Here is a 19,189-nt window from a genome sequence, read left to right as displayed (position 1 = left end):
TATTGATTGATACTAACATAGCGGTTCAGACCGATTGCAAGGCTCTTTATAAAGGATTATCGATAAAAAATGTTAAAACTTTCGCTTCATTTTCATCTACTGGAACAAATAGATGCGGTTTAGAACCTTGGAAGCAGGCACTGTCTCCTTTTTCCATATAATACTTCTTTCCATCATATAAAAGATATATTGCCCCTTCTAGAATAAAGATAAATTCGTCTTGTGAGTGAGTATAGGTATCTTCACGAGCATTTAAATTCTTAGGGGTTACATGAACAATAGTCGGTTCAAATCCAGATAGCGATGAACGATTTGCAAGAAGCTCATAGGAATACCCCATATTTTCATCCCCAAATCTCGGCCTTCTACTGGACTTAGGTAATAAAACCAAGTCTTGTTCATTTTGTTCATCTAATAGCCATGAGAGAGAAACTTCGAGTACTTCACTGATTTTAGAAAGGGTTGCAATGGCAGATGCAGATTGCCCGTTTTCTATTTTCGATAGCATACTTTTTGAAATACCTGCTACATCTGCAACTTGCTGCTGAGTCCATTTTTTCCGCAAGCGCATTTCTTTTATTTTCTTCCCGATTGTTTCCAGATTAATGATCTTTCTCTCCCCTCTTGCTGTTGCAAATCTTTCTTCTATCATAGATTAGAGATAATTTGCTAGTCAAGAGTAGGATAAGGATAGATTTTTATACGTTAGCTAACTTTATCTTCATTAATATTACTTGGTACCTTTGTTTTCGTTACAAAAATATAAATAGACAATAGGATACAGAATAATAAGCTTATATGAAAAATGGTATGTAAAGTATTTGGAACTATCCCATTCATCATAGGAAGAAAAGCATGTGTATTGCCAAACATCGTGGTGTAACCTTCCACTTTCTCTTGAGCCCCTATTCCAGTAAAATATGGAATCCACCAACTCATTAGAGCCCCTGCGAATATACATAATGGGTGGATAACTAGCCAAATTTTAATTAGTAAGGGATATGTTTTACCAGCATACAACAATATTAATGTGATAAATAATGCTATCTGTATGACACCAATTAATGTTACTAAAATGAGTTCATTCGTAGTTTTTTCTTGTTTAATTGCTTCAATATCGTTTAGCGAGCCTAGCGGAACGAAGTCTTGTACAATCATAAAAAGTAAGATAAAACTATAACCCAAGAGTAGTACCTTTTCACTTAGGCGAATATTTCTCATTATCAAATCCCCCCAGAGTCATTTTCCTACATTTTACCACTGATAAAGAAATATAGTTTTAATTATATGTAAAATAAAAAAGGATTGTGATTTAACACCTTAATCACAATCCCCCTATGTTAACCTGTTCCTTCAACATAAGCTAATGATCGACTAGGGAGTTTTTTTCCTAGTTTGTTTTGGATAAAAATAGATGCTTCTTGAACCTTTTTATCCTGTATACCTGTGCTTATCCCTAACCCATGTAATAAATATAGGACATCATTTGTTGCTACATTACCTGCTGCACCAGGAGCATAAGGACAGCCTCCTAGTCCACCAATTGACGTATCAAACCTTGTAATTCCATAATTTAATGCGGTCATGATATTAGCAATCGCCATTCCTCTAGTATCATGGAAATGCATGATTATTTTTTCTTTTGGAAATCGCTTCAGTATTTCATCCAGTAGTAGTTCTACTTGAGAGGGTACTGCTGAACCAATCGTGTCCCCTAGTGAAATATCATTCACACCACTTGTGATTAATTGATCACATACTTGCATAACCTGAGTCGGCGTTATTTTCCCTTCATATGGACATTCAAATACTGTAGAAACATAGCCCGTAACTTTTTTCTTTTCTTTTTTCGCCTCATCAATAACTTGCTTTAGTACAGGATAGGTTTCCGTTATCGATTTGTTGATGTTCTTTACATTATGGGTTTCACTCGCTGACATAAAAACAGACGCTCCGTCTATACCTGCTTCTAATGCATTCTCCAACCCTCTTATGTTTGGGACTAACGCCGAATACACGACAGCAGGATTACGCTTAATCCGCTTCCCTACCTCCTTAGCATCTGCTAAGGCTGGGATCCATTTTGGATTAACAAATGAAGAGTATTCTATTTCTGTTACTCCCGTATTAGAGAGCATATCTATCCATGCCACTTTATCGTCTGTCGTGATAAACTGTTTTTCATTTTGTAGACCATCACGAGGACCCACTTCTTTTAACTGAACAAAATCAGGTCTTTTTCCCACGTATTCCCCTCCTCTTTATTGATGATAAAAGCCTCCTGTTTCCGATTACATGTATATAAGTACAATATGTTAGAAATATAAAATCGTTTTTATTATCTCTTATTCAATATTGTATCCTTTTATTCAACTTTGTTGAATAAAGTTTAACCTACTATAATACATTATGTCAAACCATTATTTTTAAATTTTTTGATTTATAAGTATTATTTCTAGATACTGCTTTTTTCGCTGTGTATTATCTGTATGGCCTTACGTTTTATGTATTCTCACTTAAGAGCTTTTGGCGTTTTAGAACTTTTATACAGTGATACAGATTGATGCCTACCTATCTACATATAACTACATAAGAAGTGACATATATAATCAATTATGCAATTTACATTGAATATAGTATGATAGATAAGGTATGTAATACCTTGTAAGTTCTATAGGGAAAGGAAATAGACATGAGCATAAAAGATGAAGTAGCAAAGCGAAAAACATTTGCAATCATTTCCCACCCAGATGCTGGGAAAACAACATTAACTGAAAAATTATTATTATATGGAAATCTAATTCGTACTGCCGGTACGGTAAAGGGTAAAAAATCTGGTAAATTCGCTACATCTGATTGGATGGAAATCGAAAAACAGCGTGGTATTTCCGTAACCTCCAGTGTAATGAATTTTCCATATAAAGATTTTCAAGTAAATATTCTCGATACACCTGGACACGAAGATTTCAGTGAGGATACGTATCGTACGCTGACGGCTGTCGATAGTGTTGTTATGATTATTGATTCAGTAAAAGGGATTGAACCACAAACAATTAAATTATTTAAAGTATGTAGAATGCGTGGTATTCCTATTTTTACGTTTATTAATAAATTGGACCGTGAAGGTAGAGAACCCTTCGAACTACTAGAAGAGATTGAGGAAGTTCTGGAAATCGAAACATATCCTATGAACTGGCCTGTCGGTATGGGGAAACGTTTCCTTGGTATATTCGATCGAATGAATCAGCAATTTATTAAATTTAATGGTAATGAAGCTGAATCTCACATTCCGTATGGAGAACTTGAGAATGAAGCGAATCAAGCCATGACAACCACTAGCGAATTTGAGGCCGCAAAAGAGGAATTGGCATTATTAGATGAGGCTGGTAACCAATTCTCATTAGAAGCTGTTTTAAACGGAGAGCAAACACCAGTATTTTTCGGAAGTGCACTAGCTCCCTTTGGTGTTCATGACTTTTTTGATACATTTATAAAGCTTGCACCGTCACCCCAAGCTAGAAGGTCAACTGAAGGAATTGTATCCCCGGATAATCCTGATTTCTCTGGATTTATCTTTAAAATTCAAGCGAATATGAACCCTGCACACCGAGACCGGATTGCCTTCGTTCGCGTTTGCTCTGGTAAGTTTGAACGTGGTATGAGTGTGAAGTTATCCCGTACAGGTAAAGTATTTAAGCTATCACAATCGCAACAAATTGTTGCTTCTACCCGAGATACAATCGATGAAGCTTATGCTGGAGATATTATTGGAATCTATGACCCTAATGCCTATCAAATTGGAGATACATTATTAGAAGGAAAGGCAGCTTTTGAATTTGATGAACTTCCAAAGTTTCCACCTGAATTATTTAAAAAAGTAATGGCAAAAAATGTTATGAAATCGAAACAGTTCAAAAAAGGAATTGAGCAGCTTGTACAAGAAGGAGCAATTCAACTATTTAAAGACAAACGAACGGAGTCCTATATTCTCGGAGCAGTCGGTGAATTGCAATACGAAGTATTCAAATACCGTATGGAAAATGAATACAATGTAGAGGTTATGTTTGAATCGATTGGGGAACGGATACCTCGATGGTTAAAGGCAGAACAGGTAAAGGAATCGCTATTTGATGATCGTAATTTACTTGTTCGCGATCGCAACGATAATTATCTCGTCCTATTCCGTAACGAGTTTGCATTGAACTGGTTTAAAGATAATCATAAGGACATTGAGTTAATTGATTTGTTTGAAGTTAATTCGTATGGCCAAGTTAAATAAAATAGTTTTTAGTAGGATAACGATATTCAACTAACAACTTAAATGATATAACGTGCACCTCACACGGCTCCGGAAATAACTCTTGCTAAAGCTGTTAAGCTAGGCTTCTATTTATTTTCGGAGCTGTTATCGTGCATCGTTGTATTTACTCAAGAGTCTCTTTTATTCCACTCTTGATAAAACACTTCTACACTAGGGAAGCGTTTGTTTCGATCCTTTTCCACCGCCTTAATGGCAACCTCATACAGGTCTCTGCCAGCTTCCCATTTATCATATGAACGATTTAATTCTCCACCTAATAGGGAAAAAGCCATCGCTCCCATATTAAAGACGTTTGTGCTACCGTCTATTACAGCACCTAATTCAAATTCTTCTGGGGACATAAATCGAGATGAGCCCCACATCCTCCCCATCGTGTTTATATATGGCTTTTTCTGATATAAATCAATATCACAAATCTTAAGCTGGTAATTCGTGAAATCATATAATATACTTCCATCATAAAAATCAATGGCAACATACCCATGATGTTCAACATGAACGTGAAATTCCAAAATTTTCTTAAAAGCTGTCAGTCGTTTTTCTATAGGCAATTGTTTAAACCGGAAGAATGGTGCATCAGGATGCTCATATTTAAGTGGTGGTGGGAAATTCCAGTGATTGTGTAATACTTCTCCATCAAACCAATCAAATAATAGACAATATCCATCCCCCACTTCCATATGATCCAATAAATTGACTAAAGAAGCATGAGATAGTTCTTGATAAATTCCAACCGATTGTTTAAGATTTTGAACTGCCAATTCTGGAGAAACAGAACCATGAAGAGTCTCCGCTCCTGCGTATTTCAAGAATCGTTTAACTCCTTCGCTTTCTATTCCAAAGCTTATATTACCAGAATCTTGCTGATCAAACACCGTAAAGACTTGGCCAAATCTGTTTAACCAATTAAAGTTATAATCCGCTTTTAGTTGAATGGAAATATCCTGATTTAACTGTTTTTTTATCATATGTACTCCTTCTTTTTCGAACTAATGAATGTAAGCTTTGACATAAAAAGAAAAAAATGAGGTTGTCTTTTGCATTAATTAGATAATTTATAGGAAAGTTCTCCTCTTTCAAATGACCAATTCATTTCTCTTATCACGGTGTATGAAACATGGGGAGGAATACGTTTTAATGCCGTTTCCGAAACGATTAAACGATTTAGATGTAATGTGTTAGCAATTTGGATAATGGAAGCATTATCTCGTTTAAAATTAGGCCCTAAACTATGTAATGCTTGCTCAATCGCATCTTGTTCAGTAGGATAGATAAACGGAAACATAGCTCTTCTTAAAAAAGTACTAGTAATACAGTTCATATATGTTGCTTCTCTATCAACCTTATGAAACAATCTCTCTGTAGTAAAATCGGCAAGACCTACCCCTTGTGCATTTCCATCTGAAGCACTTGATAAATCTAGTACAACTATCCTTTTAATTCTTGGCTCTATTGGTTCTTCTATTCCATCAATCCGTAGTCTTCCGATTATATTCGGATCCATCCCTGTACCACTATAGTTTTTTCCCATCTCTTCGACGATTAATAAATCAATATCCTTAATGGGTAAGGAAGGCATTAGTTCTTTTGCTTTCTTCAATAGTATAGCCTCTTCTTCATGCCAATTATCTACCGAGACCCCCTGGATAATTGCGGTCTGGTCATAACTGTCTTCTACGATAGCAAGCCCCATACGAATAGGAGAATTTTCTAGTGCCACTTTCGAGCCTTCGACAAGATTATATTCCATCCTATCTGCTCCCTGACTATGAAAGAAGCTTGCACCTTTTTGCTTCCCTAAGCCAACCAACACCATCTTACTTAAACCGCTTTCTATCTTGCCACTAAAAGCTGTATGAGGCTTAATTCGATTAATCACTATAATCGCATCTGCCTGATAGGCTAGCTTGTCCATATAGATTGGGAAATCATCATGTATTTCTCCAACTTTAACAACTTCCATAGACGATCGAATTGGCGCTCCAACTGATTCTTCAGTAATCCCAAGATGTTCTAATACCCGAACCTGTCCTTCTGCTGTTGCCCCGCCATGGCTTCCCATGGAAGGAACAATAAAAGGTCGCAGCTTCTTGCTTTGTAAATACAAAACAATTTCTTTTAATATATTGACTATATTATCTATACCACGACTTCCAGCTGTAATAGCTACCTCTGCTCCAGGAGGTAAATCATTTATACTACTATTTTGTTTCATCTCATTCCATATCATATGTTTCAAGTTTTTTAACTTAGAAGATTTAAATGACTGTACAATTTCATATAAAATCATAGTACCATCTCCTAATCGACAGGCTTAATTATCAGTATACATGATATATTCTGTATATTCATCAAAATGCTCCAAAGTAACCACACTTTGGGTAAGAGGCATGAATTTGGGGTATGTTATAGATGGAGGTGTGTATCTTGGATAAAGATTTACGTGAATATCGAACAGGTCAGGGTGTACCGTTATCAGGATCATATATGTGTCAGTCAGGGGCAATGGCAAAATTGAGTAAAGACGAAACATTCCCACAATGTCCTGTAAGTAAAGAGGACACATATTGGAAACATCATCAAGAGAAATAAAAAATGATAAGAAGAACTATTGTCTTTGTTATGACAAAGTTCTTCTTAATTTTGAACCTATAATCATACTAATTCCTTTCCAAGCATAACGTCCCTTGCCCATTTAACCGATTGTTTATATAGATTATTGAAGGTCTTAGCATTAATCCCTAATTTTACTGCTAATGCATCCATTTTGGACCACTCTTCTTTTTCCGCAGCACTAACTAAGTTTATTATAGAAGTTAAAGAGGTTTCTTTCCCTAATAATGTATCTTTAATATCCTGTTCGAGTGGAAGATTCTTTAAGATATGAATTAAAGGTTGCTTATAAATCGTATCTACTAGTGAAAAAAGACCCGTTAAAAATAATCTCGAGCTATCTTTACGGTTACCTAGATGAAGTGCTATTAATTCACTCGCCTTTGCTCTTGTTAAGCTAAGTTTTATGACTTCTTCTGTTAACCGATCTGATTTATCGTATCGCTCCCGAAATGATATGACATAGATCCATTTTCGAAGCTCTATTAGGCCCAGTAAAACGATTGATTGTTTAATAGATTTTATCTCGTACACGAGTCCGATGGCTGGAGAATTAAGTAATCGCAGTAGTTTATAGGACAAAGAGACATCCGACTCAATATATTGTGTAATTTTATCAATATCTGGTTCTCCCTTAGAAAGCTCCGAGATAAGAATGAATAGGTTATGGTTCAGCACAGGTAGGTCTTTCGTCGACAAGATGACAGGTTTACTGAAGAAGTACCCTTGAAAATATGTATAACCATCCTTTACGCACTGTTTGTATTCCTCTCGTGTCTCTACCTTTTCAGCTAGAAAGACAATAGATGTATCCTGAAGACGATTCATGATTCTTAGCTGTTCCGATCTACTTGTTTTTTGAATGTCAATTTTTATAATATCTGCTAAATGAATAAGCTTATAGAAATTCTCATCTTCTTCCCTACATTCAAAGTCATCCAGTGCTATTCTGTACCCTAGTTTTTTTAAACTTTGACAGTTTTCTATAATTTGATCTGTCGGCCTAACCGACTCTAATACTTCTATTACCATGAGTTCAGGCTGTAAAAATGTAGGAACAGTATTTTCTAATAATGTCTCAGTAAAATTAATGAAACACGGTTTTCCTTCTGATAGGTCATTAATACCAAACTGTAAAAAACTATTAATCACCTCAGAGGTGGCATGATCATCATTCCCCGCCAAATATACATTCTTATGTCGGTTATCTCTATATAATAATTCGTATGCAAACACTTCTAGCTCTTTATTTAAAATTGGTTGCCGACCTACATATACTTCCATATTCCCACCTCATAAATCGAAATCCTAGTTGAATAATACCATACCGCTGTCAAAAATAGTCAAAATTTAAGAATATTTCACTTACATTATCAAGTTTACTCTTTTCAAATACTTATGCGTTACTTGAAATTAGTAAACGGTAAGCACCATATCATCAATTGAATAGGTATTCTTTTCTCCTTTCATCCCTTTTTAAAGAAATCTCCTCAACAACCACATCCTCAATTATACATTTTTGTAAATTAATTACAAATTTTTCATAATATCAAGCTTAACTAACTCGGTTATCGTGGAATTCAGTATTAAAAATACTTTTTACAGCATTCGATCTCTACTATCTAATAAATGGTAATCACTTTTTAGGCTAAAGGTCCCTCTTTACAATCGCTTCATAATTGTTTATAGTGTTTTTGTAACATAACTGCATATTATCGTTTGCACTAGGGGAGCTACTTTAAGTGGCTGAGAAGACATTGTCTGACCCTTATAACCCGATCTAGATAATACTAGCGTGGGGAAGTGCGGTTGGCCCTATGTTGTTCTTTTTTGACACTTTTTGAACTGATATACATAACCAAACTGCATTCCCACGGGATGCAGTTTTTTTGTTGCAAAAAATTATGAGGAGGAATTTATGATGAAAAACGTTTGTGGCACAAGTAGGATTGCGGGTTGTCAGTTTACGCTTTTCCCCATGAGCAATCAGTTTGTAGAAATTATACTTACAGCTTTAGAAGAGGTTGATACATCAAAGGTATGGAAGGATACAGATGATGTTAGTACTTGTGTTCGTGGAAGGATTGTCCATATTTTCGATGTAACAAAAGCTATCTTCTTACACGCAGCAAAAACAGGGGAACATGTAGCAATGAGTGGAACTTTTTCAATCGGCTGTCCTGGAGATACTGATGCAGATGTCTACATGGATGAAACAGAAGAACCATTAAACAAAGAACTTAGTGCTTCAATAACGCAACAAGCCGGCTGTAAATTTGCCTTATACCCATTGGGTAGAGAGGACTATATGGATACGATTTATCAACAAATTGATTTATCGAAGTCACGTGGCGTTACAGTAAGCGGAAGCCATTACGCAACACGTCTGGATGGAGATGTACATGCTATTTTCCATACGATGCAGGATGCTTTTCAACAAGCTCAAGAAGAGGTATCTCATGTAACTATGACGTTCACCATTACAGCAAACAGTCCATCCAATAAATAAGGAGTATTGTCATGTCTAAAAAATGGAATTTAAAAGAAATTATTTTAATGTCAATTTTAGGGGTTGTATTTGGGATCATCTATCTCTTGTTCTTTTTTGTAGGTCAAGGAATAACTACCTTACTTACCCCCTTGGGATTAGGTCCTTTAGGATATGAATTTATTTTTGGTATTTGGTTTATTGTATCTATAATAGCTGCCTATATTATTCGAAAGCCTGGTGTTGCACTAACAGCCGAGGTCATTGCAGCTGTTGTAGAAGTATTAATGGGAACTACCGCTGGCCCTACACTTATTCTGTCCGGCTTTATCCAAGGCTTAGGTGCAGAGTTAGCATTTGCTTTAACAGGTTGGCGTAAATATACGTTACCAGTACTTATGCTATCAGGAGTAACTGCGGCTTGTGTAAGCTTTGGCTATCACTTATATGCATCAGGGATTATAGCATTAGAAAGTTGGATTATTATCGCTTCTTTGATCATTCGAATCATTAGTGGTGCCATTCTGGCTGGAATACTTGGCAAATGGATTGGAGATCAACTTGCTAAAACTGGTGTATTAAGAGGCTACGCATTAGGAAAGGAATTACGTGAAAAACGTGAATCACAAGCCATATAACGAAACAATTCAACCGTTAATACAAGTAAATAACTTTAGTCTTTGGTACGAAAATAATGAATCTCCAGTCTTAAACAATTTAACATTTTCTATCTATTCTAATCAGATTGCATTATTAATGGGGACTAGTGGTTCTGGAAAAAGTAGCCTAGCATTATGCTTAAATGGGATATATCCAGAGGCAGTTGAAGGAATTTCTTCTGGTGATATTTATTTTGAAGGAAATCATATAACCAATTATGCCAAGGGAGAATTATCCCAGAATATTGGGATTGTATTCCAAGACCCAGAAAGTCAGTTTTGCATGCTAACTGTTGAAGACGAATTAGCATTTACGTTAGAAAATAGGAAAGTACCTTCAAAGGAAATGCCTGATCGAATTAAAAAAATTCTTCAACTAATGAAGATGGAAAGCTACATGAAAAGAGAACTTCAAGAACTCTCTGGTGGAGAAAAACAAAAAATCGCATTAGCTGCAGTTCTTTTACTAGAACCAAAGCTAATCATTTTAGATGAACCAACTGCAAATCTAGATCCCATTTCTAGTTTAGAGTTTATAAATCTAGTACATCAAATAAAGCAGGAAACGAATACCGCTTTCTTTATCATTGATCATCAATCGGATGATTGGCTTCCTATTATAAACCGCTTATTAGTCTTAGGAAAAAATGGTACCTTGATGGCAAATGGTCAGCCAGATGAAATTTTTCAGGATATGGTAATGGAGCAAGAAGGTATATTTCTACCGAAAAAATACCAAGCACCTTATCCATTTGACAAACGATTAGTCGAACAGAAACAACGCATAATCTATTCTCTTGAACATGTATGTTTTAGTTACAAGGGAAAAGATGTCTTACAAGATATTAATCTTGAATTATTTCAAGGTGAAATGGTTGCGATTGTTGGCCAAAATGGAGCAGGCAAGTCTACCCTACTCCAGTTGATGTCCGGTCTATTAGTTCCTGATTCTGGAGAAGTGACATTTTTTGATAAACCATTAAGAGCATGGAAAGAGAATGAACTAAGAAGTAAAATGGGGTTTGTTTTCCAAAATCCAGAGCATCAATTTATAACTGACACGGTATATGATGAAATATCATTCAGTATGCGACTAAATGGTATAGCGGATGAATTAATAAACCATCGTGTATTAAAGCTTCATGAACAGTTTAATTTGACTCATCTACAACATGCTAATCCTTTTTCGTTAAGTGGTGGACAAAAAAGAAGACTAAGTGTAGCAACGATGCTAGATGAAGAACCTTCCTTACTTCTATTGGATGAACCAACTTTTGGCCAAGATGCTCATAACACACGAGAAATGTTAGCAATTCTCTTACAGCTTTTAGAAAGCGGAACGAGTGTAGTCATGATTACACATGATATGGATCTTGCTGATTTCGCCGATAGGATAATCGTATTGGATCAGCAGAGACTTTGTTTCTCTGGTACACCAGATGAACTATGGATGCAACAGGATATTATTTCGAAAGCAAAACTGCGGTTACCATATCGCATGGAAAAACAATATAGAGTTGGTGAGCAACATGATTTCGTCTATTAATCCGGCTATCAAAGCGATTGCTATATTAATTCCTGGCGTACTACTCGGTTTAATGTATGATGTTATGACTCCACTTCTCTACTTTGTGTTTATTATTAGCATCACATTCTTACTCACGACGATATCCTTCAAGAAGTGGATAAAAATGTTTGCTCCCTTTCTTTTCCTTGTTTTGGGGCTTGCCTGGATGACGATGCTATATACAAGTGGACGTTTCTCTGGTGGTGATGTTTTATTTCATATTTTTATGTTTGAAATTCAAGTCGGTAGTGTCCTCACCGCGATAAGTCTAGCATTACGTTCACTTTGCTTTGTTTCACTATCCCTATTATTTGCGCTTACGACAGATTCTACCAAGTTCATGTTGAGCTTGATGCAACAGTGTAAATTACCCCCTAGAATCACCTATGGCATTCTAGCGGGGTATCGTTTCTTACCTACATTTAAACAAGAATTCGATACGATTAGAAAAGCACATCGGATTCGTGGAGTGGGAAGGGCAACAGGCATAAAGGAAAGATTACATCAGTTCCGTCGCTATATCATTCCCTTACTAGCAAATGGGATTCGTAGAGCTGAACGAGTAGCTATTGCTATGGAGTCCAAAGGATTTACTGGAGACCCCGACCGAACCTACTATCGAGAATTAAAAGTTAAAAAGAGGGATTGGTTATTTCTTTTGATGATGGTAGGCGTATTATTAGGGATAATGGTACTCTCTTACTATCTAGGATACTTCAATATAATGGGGTATAAAATCAAACCATGATGCTTTCATGTAGGCTTTTACGTGTTATTGACAAATAACTATAATAAGATTCTAGAATATAACGAAAAAATTAAATGTAGTTCCGAATGATGTGCGATACTACCTCCAGAAATACGTGTAGACGAGGGCGTGAGGATAGGACCTTCCCAGAGCCCCAGGAATGCACATCGAAATATATTTCCGGAAGGGATTATTAGCTCATCATTCGGTTTTTCTATTATAATAAATAATTTTGTCCCAAACTTATTCCCCGTTTTATTTTTTATTTTCTTTCAATCTAACAAAACGCTCAAGTTTATTCAATTCAAAAAACAGCTCTATAATGCTATTAGCAATTGGAAAAACCTTTGCCCACTTTGTAAATTCTGCTCCTTGTAATTCCTCAATCAAATTATTGATGGTTACCTGCATTGCTGCTTTCGTCTCTTTTTGTAAATCCTTATCTAAAATGATCTTATCCTCATACAAAAGCAATATATTTTCACAATAAGAATTAATCTCTTGAACTAGCTTTTTAATTAAGAACGATTTATTACTAGACATCATTTCTATATCATGAATATTCTTCTCTAATTCCCGAATAAGCGTATGTTTCTTACTTAGTACTTGAATCATATGTTTATAGATAATAATGCTACGGAAAAAGCTTAGCCGCTTCCTAATAAAAAGTCGATTTCTTTCATCCGATATTATCTCATAATAATTTTTAGCATCATGAATTAATTTTTCCGCCTCTTTATCCTCCGCTCTCATTTGTGGTACACTCATCGTCTTATTCGATATGACCCGTAATAAAAAGTTGGTTTGTTCACTTGCCTTTTTAATTAACGAAAACAATATCTTTTTATGATTTGGCGGCATGATTAGTGCGTTAATGATAAATGCAGATACAACGCCAATAGCTACTAAAGAAAGACGTTCGATAATATACATATAACTAATTCCGTTATCTCCACCTAGCATCATCGTAATAATCGTTAAGACGGTCAAGCTTACAGTTTTATTCAGCCCGAGCTTTATATTAATAGCAATAGAAATAATAACAATTGCCCCAACGGATAGTGGATGGTTACCTAATAAAAAATACCCACCTAACGCAAAGACAATCCCAACACTGTTCGAAATAATAACTTCTTTTATATACGTATACGACCTCATAATGGATGGCTGCATCGCTAATACTGCAGCAATACCCGCTACGATTTGTAGTTCTAAGTTTAATAATTCTGTAACAAGTAATGTTAATGCTACTGCTAGACCCGTTTTCACCATACGTGGGCCAATATTAAATTCCATGTTTTGCACCTCAAGTACTTTTTATAAAGATAGACCTATTATAGATACTCCTCCTACAAAATTCAATTACTATTTTTAGTGTTCATTCGACAATAATACTTACATAACATGAAAAAAGGTGTAGAGGCTTCTATACCACTACACCTTCTTTCTTAAGGCTTCAGGAAATTAATTATTTCCTTTTCCTTTATTTGTATCCTTCTTATCTTTACCTTTTCCATTGTTACCTTTCTCTTTATCAGTACCTTTATTCCCTTGGCTATTATCCCCGTCACCTTGTTCTGTTATAAACAGTCTTCCATCTGCTAATTCACGAGTCTCGTTACCATAGCTATCCCTTACCTTAACCTCGATCACAGCACCTTCAGCAAGTACATTACTTGGTACTGTCCAATAACCTACATAATGTCCAGGAGTAGTTTCTACTAATGGGAGTTCAATAGGATTATAAGATGTCACCCCATTTAAATTTGTAAGCGGCATTTGAACGACAAAGGATGCTTTTAATCCAGGCTCACTATCAAACTCAATCTGAACACTTTGGCCAACATGTAAATGTTGATCTTCAGTAGGTGTTAAATTTGTAATCTCTGGCGCTGTAAATTTCGCATAAACTGTAAAGGTTTGAGTAGTTGTATTGCCAGCTTCATCGGTTGCAACTACTTCTATCGTATTTTCGCCTTCATCAAGCATGATTCGTTTTGAGAATTCTCCATCTTCCACAGAAGCAGCTTGTCCATTGACTGTTACCGTAGAAAGATTATCATCATGAACCATTCCCTGTACAGTTAATGTCTCACGATTTGTCTTTTGTCCATCTTCTACATTTAAAACATTCAACTCAGGTGCGATCGTATCTAATGTTACGGTAACAACTTCAGAAGCTGTCGCTTGTTCGCCATTGACATAGGTTACGGCTTGAAGATTATTTTGACCTTCTTCTAATTCAATGTCGAAGCTGAATGATCCATCTTCACCAATTTCTGCTGTGCCTAATTCTGTATCATTATTCAATAAACTTACTGTTGTAGTAGGTGATGCTGTACCTTCTACAGTTACAGTAGCCTCATTAGTGAATGTACCGTCTGCTGGAGAAGTGATTTCTGGTTTTTCTACTCCATATGCGACACGAGCACGAATCATATAATTTCCTTCATCAGCTGGTGACAACGACCATGATCCTCCTACATATTGATAACTTCTTCCAGCATTTGGACCATTCTCATCCGTCGCTAATCCAGGTGCATTAGGATTTGGTGAAGTCTGAATATAAACCATATAGAAGTCACCATCTACTTGGATATTATGTTCTCTTAAGTCAACTACAGTCCACTCGTTTAGGTCACGGATTGCTTCTGCTTCAATTGGCCCTACTAATTTTTCAGCTGGGAGTCCATCAGCACCAGCACTCCATACCTCTACTGCAAAACCAGTTCCTCCAGGGCTTGGCCAATCTGTTCCATGGAATTGGAATACCCCATCTGTAACGATTGCTTGTTCTTGCCCTTCAGGTAGAGACATTTTCACTGCCCAACCATTACCAGCATCATAAAATACACGTGCATTTTCTGCAGTTCCATCATCATAACCAATTTCTCCACCTGGGACAGTAAAGAATGGTTCGAGTGCAATGTCTAATGTTTTATTTTCGTCAAATGTTACTTCCATTTCTTGCCCTTTATAGTCTTGAGCAATAACCTTTAATGTGTAAGTTCCTTCATAAGCTGTAATAGAGAAGTTTCCATTTTCATCTGTTTTAACCGGTTCTACATTAGCATCTTCTACTAAAAGAAGTGTTGCATCTACTATTGGATTACCCGATTGTTCACTTGTAACAGTCCCTGAAACAGTTGCTTTTGGTAATTCCTCCAGTACAAAGTTTGCTGTAGCTGTTTCACTTTCTGTAACTGTCACACTTTGTTCTTCTGCTCGGAATCCATACGTTTCTGCTACCAATGTATACGCTCCAGAAGGTAGTGTCATTTTGTATGTTCCATCTTGTGGATTGGTAGATACAGAGCGACCATTTTCAAGCACAGATACGATAGCTTCAAGTGGTAAACCACTAGTTTGATTATCGCTAGTTTCAACGGATGATTTTACATCAGCTTTAGCTGATTTAGCATTTGTTTTCTTTGATAATTCTTTCTCTAACTTCGCTTCCTTTTCTTTTTCAGCTGCTTCATCTTGCTTTGTGAATTTCTTACTAGCAGGATTATTCTCTAGGTTTAAGGAAGAGTCAGCTATTGCAACATCATCAATATACCAACCTAATCTTTCAACACTAGCGTCTGAATAAGCATAAAACCCAACATAGATAGTTTGGCCTGCATATTCGGATAGGTCGACTTCAGCATCTTGCCATTCCGTTGCACTACCATGGAATTCTGCTAATGTTGTCCAATTAATCATATTTGTTGATACAACTACTTCACCGTAATCCCAAGCTCTTCCTGTAGAAGATTGTTCGAATTCATGCCAGCTCTTAAACTGAAGATAAGCACCTTCATCCGGAACTTGTACTCCTGGCATAATAAGTGTTCCGTCCATTCTTGATGGATACTGTCCGCCAAGATTTGTCGCATACACATTCTCACCAGAAACAGCTTCATTTGGCCCAGAAGTTGGTTCTCCAAGTTCCCAAACATTATTACTTCCAATGAGCGTCCAACCTTGTGGGTTATTTTCAAAGTCTTCAAAGTATCCTACTGTTATTCCATCCGTAAGCGAAATGACGTATTCATCACTTTCTACCGTATTACCAGCATAATCAGAAACCTCCCACTTATAAGTGAAAGAATCCCCAGTAACTTGATTTGCCGGAACAACTACAGAGAAAGTAGCTTCTAAGTTGTTTCCAGATTCTAATTCAGCCTCTAGCGCTTGCCAATCACCATTTTCATCTTGATAATGTAAAGTTGCTCCACCAACAAGCATATTGTCTCGTACAAGCACATCTAGATTTAATGCCATTCCACTATATGCAATATCAGGTGGTGTATGTTCAAATGTTGGAGGTATGGTATCATTGTTATATTGAGATTCATCTGTTAATGCAACTTCATCTATATACCAACCATCTCTCGTAACACTGCCATCAGAATACGTGTAGAAACCAATGTAAACGCGTTGTCCTTGGTAGTCCCTTAAATCAGCTTCAATATTACTCCAACCATCTGATGACCCTACAAATTGTTCTAAGGTAGTCCAATTTTCTAAATCTGTGGAAATGACTAGGTTTCCATAGTCATATGCTGTACCTGAGGAGCTAATTTCAAATTCATGCCAGCTCTTAAATTGTAGGAATGAGTCTCCTTCCGGTACATCGATTGGAGGCATGACTAGGTGTGCATCCATGTTGTTCACGTATGGGCCAGCGACATTAGTTGCGTATACATTCTCTCCGACAAATGCTTCTTCTGGCCCAGAAGTTGGTGCTCCCCACTCCCATGTATTATTGGAACCTAACTTCTGCCAACCTAAAGGATTTTCTTCAAAGTCTTCATAGTATCCATTTGTAATACCGGGTTTCACTTCAACACTATACTCATCTGTAACTACTTCATTATTACCAAAGTCATTAATTATCCAGTTATATTTGAATGTACCTACTTCAAGCATATCACCTGGAACCGTAACGACGTATTCACCAGCTTTATAATTTCCAGATACACGTTCGGCATCAAATAGTTCATCTCCCGCTTGTAGCTGAACAGATGTGATGCTTACGTTATCGCTAACCTGTATCGATAGTTCTAAATCTAGACCAGCATAGGTTTCTGAAGGAACAGTATGCTCAAATTCTGGTGCTTCCGTATCTTCACCATCCATTGTCACTTGCCCCTCTATAGAACCAAGCCCTTCAGCGATGGTGGATACTGCAGCAAACGCGTCTACTATTCCATGTCCATAGCCATGGTTTGGACTTTCTGGATACTGGCTATCTGTTCTAGCAACAGCTGTGTCCATTAATAATTGCTCCATATAATCAACTGAAATACTAGAATCCGCAGACCGCAATAACGCGACTACCCCGGCAACGGCTGGCGTTGCCATAGACGTACCATTATAGCTACTATACCCTCCGCCTGGTACAGAGGAACGAACCGCAACGCCAGGTGCAGAAACTTCTGGCTTAATTTCTCCATATGGCGATGGTCCTCTTAGTGAAAAGTTAGCTAGCATATCATTACTATCTGTAGCACCAACAGCAAACGATTCTGGGTAGTTTGCAGGAGTCGCTACAGAACCAGGACCGCCTGGGTTAAAGAGCGTTGTATTTCCTGCAGCAAATGCTGGGAATATTTCCGCTGCACGCCATGCAATGACAATATCCTGGTAAAATTCATCAATACCAGCGCCACCACCCCAAGAATTGTTAACAACATCTGGAGCTTTAGAAGCATCTCCACCAGGCTCCATAATCCATTGGCCAGCTGCAATTAAATCTCTGTCATATGCACCATCATCCGTGAAAGCTTGTACAGCAATCCATTTTGCACCAGGTGCTACTCCGACTTGGTTTACACCATTTGGTTCGCTTCCTACCATGGTACCCATTGTATGTGTTCCATGACCATCATTATCATACGGAACTGTTTGACCATTTACAGGGTCAAAGAAACTATAGGTATGGTCAACTTCACCTGTTGCAGGATTATATCCACGATATTTCTCCTTTAGTGCTGGATGTTGCCAATCAACACCTGTATCAATGTTTGCAACTACTGTTCCAGTCCCATCAATACCTAGGCCCCAAACTGCTGGAGCATTTACACGATCCACATTCCACTCAATGTTTTGCGGATTCGCTTTTGGAATATCATCAACAGCTAATTCAGTCTCTATCAACTGACGTTTTTCATTTGGTAGTATTTTTTCAACCTCTGGAAAATTAGCAATTTTTTCCGCAACTTCTTTTGTAGCCGTTACCGCTACCGCATTAACGATATAGAATGCTTCGATATCTTCCGCGTGTCCCTTTTGTGCCTCTGTTTCTAGATAACTCACTACATTTTGTTGTGAAGAAATTGCTGTTGCTTTAAGTTCAGAAATAACAGCAGAGCGTTGCACTAATTCTTGATTAAAAGCTGACATTTTAGCGCTTTGTGCTTTTGTACGAGCATCTTTGGCTACCTTCATCGGGTCAGCTTTCTCCTTAAATTTAATTAAAAATGTAACTTTCTCATCTTTTTCGAACGATTTCGCTAAATTACTGTTAATTTTAGCCTCTGCTACTTCCTCCTTATTAACTAAGGAAGTGTGTGGTGAAGTATCTTTATTCTTACTAGCTTCAGCACTTGAAAAAGCTGGAGTAAATAATGAGAAAATCAACAAGACCGTAGCAATAATACTAAATCTTCTCGCCTGCTTTCTTCTTTTCAAAGAATATTCCTCCCCCAAATACTATTTTTAAAACAAAAAACCAAACTTGCCTCCTTTCCTCGAAAAGTAAGAAGATGTCTGGTTGAAAATGCTCTATGTTGTTGTATTCACT

At 36.9% G+C, this 19,189-nt stretch carries 14 protein-coding genes and 1 riboswitch; of the genes, 6 read left to right on the top strand and 8 right to left on the bottom strand.

The genetic code is table 11. The annotated features are described in order from the left end of the window. Nucleotides 1–46 precede the first annotated feature (46 nt). The 3 genes from ACSKT4_RS00735 to ACSKT4_RS00725 all read right to left on the bottom strand — a co-directional run bounded on the left by ACSKT4_RS00735 (nt 47) and on the right by ACSKT4_RS00725 (nt 2,246). A complete protein-coding gene (locus tag ACSKT4_RS00735; protein ID WP_186870103.1) occupies nt 47–652 on the bottom strand; it encodes a helix-turn-helix domain-containing protein in 606 nt (201 codons plus the stop codon). A gap of 53 nt (nt 653–705) precedes the next feature. Then, on the bottom strand, nt 706–1,221 hold the full coding sequence (locus ACSKT4_RS00730) for a hypothetical protein (RefSeq protein ID WP_465822642.1): 516 nt from the start codon (nt 1,219–1,221) through the stop codon (nt 706–708). 119 nt (nt 1,222–1,340) lie between these two features. Next, nucleotides 1,341–2,246: a hydroxymethylglutaryl-CoA lyase gene (locus ACSKT4_RS00725; RefSeq protein WP_186870102.1), complete on the bottom strand. Its 906-nt coding sequence runs from the start codon at nt 2,244–2,246 to the stop codon at nt 1,341–1,343. Nucleotides 2,247–2,692: 446 nt separating this feature from the next. Between ACSKT4_RS00725 and ACSKT4_RS00720 the strand changes: the two genes are divergently transcribed. Next, the gene (locus ACSKT4_RS00720; protein WP_211741609.1) at nt 2,693–4,279 is read left to right on the top strand and encodes a peptide chain release factor 3; all 1,587 of its coding nucleotides are present in this window, start codon (nt 2,693–2,695) and stop codon (nt 4,277–4,279) included. 149 nt (nt 4,280–4,428) lie between these two features. Here the strand turns inward: ACSKT4_RS00720 and ACSKT4_RS00715 are convergent, their stop codons facing one another. Both ACSKT4_RS00715 and ACSKT4_RS00710 read right to left on the bottom strand, forming a co-directional pair. After that, nucleotides 4,429–5,289 (bottom strand): protein kinase family protein, encoded by an 861-nt coding sequence (locus ACSKT4_RS00715; protein WP_211741610.1) that lies wholly within the window; start codon nt 5,287–5,289, stop codon nt 4,429–4,431. Nucleotides 5,290–5,363: 74 nt separating this feature from the next. Beyond that, nucleotides 5,364–6,611 (bottom strand): nickel pincer cofactor-dependent isomerase, group 22, encoded by a 1,248-nt coding sequence (locus ACSKT4_RS00710; RefSeq protein WP_465822641.1) that lies wholly within the window; start codon nt 6,609–6,611, stop codon nt 5,364–5,366. Between the two features lie 137 nt (nt 6,612–6,748). Between ACSKT4_RS00710 and ACSKT4_RS00705 the strand changes: the two genes are divergently transcribed. Further along, nucleotides 6,749–6,913, top strand: a complete 165-nt coding sequence (locus ACSKT4_RS00705) for a hypothetical protein (protein WP_186870098.1) — start codon at nt 6,749–6,751, stop codon at nt 6,911–6,913. 63 nt (nt 6,914–6,976) lie between these two features. Here the strand turns inward: ACSKT4_RS00705 and ACSKT4_RS00700 are convergent, their stop codons facing one another. After that, on the bottom strand, nt 6,977–8,218 hold the full coding sequence (locus tag ACSKT4_RS00700) for an EAL and HDOD domain-containing protein (protein WP_186870097.1): 1,242 nt from the start codon (nt 8,216–8,218) through the stop codon (nt 6,977–6,979). Nucleotides 8,219–8,650: 432 nt separating this feature from the next. Next, a riboswitch (TPP riboswitch) is annotated at nt 8,651–8,753 on the top strand. Nucleotides 8,754–8,852: 99 nt separating this feature from the next. Between ACSKT4_RS00700 and ACSKT4_RS00695 the strand changes: the two genes are divergently transcribed. The 4 genes from ACSKT4_RS00695 to ACSKT4_RS00680 are packed head-to-tail and all read left to right on the top strand — an operon-like array spanning nt 8,853 to nt 12,396. Continuing rightward, nucleotides 8,853–9,443, top strand: a complete 591-nt coding sequence (locus ACSKT4_RS00695; protein WP_246521435.1) for a Ykof family thiamine-binding protein — start codon at nt 8,853–8,855, stop codon at nt 9,441–9,443. An 11-nt stretch (nt 9,444–9,454) separates the two neighbouring features. Further along, a complete protein-coding gene (locus ACSKT4_RS00690; RefSeq protein WP_186870095.1) occupies nt 9,455–10,060 on the top strand; it encodes an ECF transporter S component in 606 nt (201 codons plus the stop codon). Further along, nucleotides 10,032–11,627: an ABC transporter ATP-binding protein gene (locus ACSKT4_RS00685; protein ID WP_465822639.1), complete on the top strand. Its 1,596-nt coding sequence runs from the start codon at nt 10,032–10,034 to the stop codon at nt 11,625–11,627. The genes ACSKT4_RS00690 and ACSKT4_RS00685 overlap by 29 nt, the downstream gene beginning before the upstream one ends. After that, entirely contained in the window at nt 11,611–12,396 is a 786-nt protein-coding gene (locus ACSKT4_RS00680; RefSeq protein ID WP_465822638.1) for an energy-coupling factor transporter transmembrane component T family protein, read from the top strand. The genes ACSKT4_RS00685 and ACSKT4_RS00680 overlap by 17 nt, the downstream gene beginning before the upstream one ends. Before the next feature lie 255 nt (nt 12,397–12,651). On the opposite strand, the gene ACSKT4_RS00675 is transcribed toward ACSKT4_RS00680, so the two are convergent. Then, nucleotides 12,652–13,692: an FUSC family protein gene (locus ACSKT4_RS00675; protein WP_186870092.1), complete on the bottom strand. Its 1,041-nt coding sequence runs from the start codon at nt 13,690–13,692 to the stop codon at nt 12,652–12,654. 168 nt (nt 13,693–13,860) lie between these two features. Further along, nucleotides 13,861–19,077: a S8 family serine peptidase gene (locus ACSKT4_RS00670; RefSeq protein WP_465822637.1), complete on the bottom strand. Its 5,217-nt coding sequence runs from the start codon at nt 19,075–19,077 to the stop codon at nt 13,861–13,863. Between the last annotated feature and the right edge of the window lie 112 nt (nt 19,078–19,189).

The organism is Ornithinibacillus liuyingii (genome assembly GCF_055550225.1).
This window is presented reverse-complemented; position numbering and strand designations above follow the sequence as displayed.

Excerpts from the sequence above, each read along its gene's own strand:
- ACSKT4_RS00730 (WP_465822642.1), bottom strand. The coding sequence starts at position 1,221 with ATGAGAAATATTCGCCTAAGTGAAAAGGTACTACTCTTGGGTTATAGT.
- ACSKT4_RS00675 (WP_186870092.1), bottom strand. The coding sequence starts at position 13,692 with ATGGAATTTAATATTGGCCCACGTATGGTGAAAACGGGTCTAGCAGTA.
- ACSKT4_RS00720 (WP_211741609.1), top strand. The coding sequence starts at position 2,693 with ATGAGCATAAAAGATGAAGTAGCAAAGCGAAAAACATTTGCAATCATT.
- ACSKT4_RS00700 (WP_186870097.1), bottom strand. The coding sequence starts at position 8,218 with ATGGAAGTATATGTAGGTCGGCAACCAATTTTAAATAAAGAGCTAGAA.
- ACSKT4_RS00680 (WP_465822638.1), top strand. The coding sequence starts at position 11,611 with ATGATTTCGTCTATTAATCCGGCTATCAAAGCGATTGCTATATTAATT.
- ACSKT4_RS00715 (WP_211741610.1), bottom strand. The coding sequence starts at position 5,289 with ATGATAAAAAAACAGTTAAATCAGGATATTTCCATTCAACTAAAAGCG.
- ACSKT4_RS00690 (WP_186870095.1), top strand. The coding sequence starts at position 9,455 with ATGTCTAAAAAATGGAATTTAAAAGAAATTATTTTAATGTCAATTTTA.
- ACSKT4_RS00695 (WP_246521435.1), top strand. The coding sequence starts at position 8,853 with ATGATGAAAAACGTTTGTGGCACAAGTAGGATTGCGGGTTGTCAGTTT.
- ACSKT4_RS00735 (WP_186870103.1), bottom strand. The coding sequence starts at position 652 with ATGATAGAAGAAAGATTTGCAACAGCAAGAGGGGAGAGAAAGATCATT.
- ACSKT4_RS00710 (WP_465822641.1), bottom strand. The coding sequence starts at position 6,611 with ATGATTTTATATGAAATTGTACAGTCATTTAAATCTTCTAAGTTAAAA.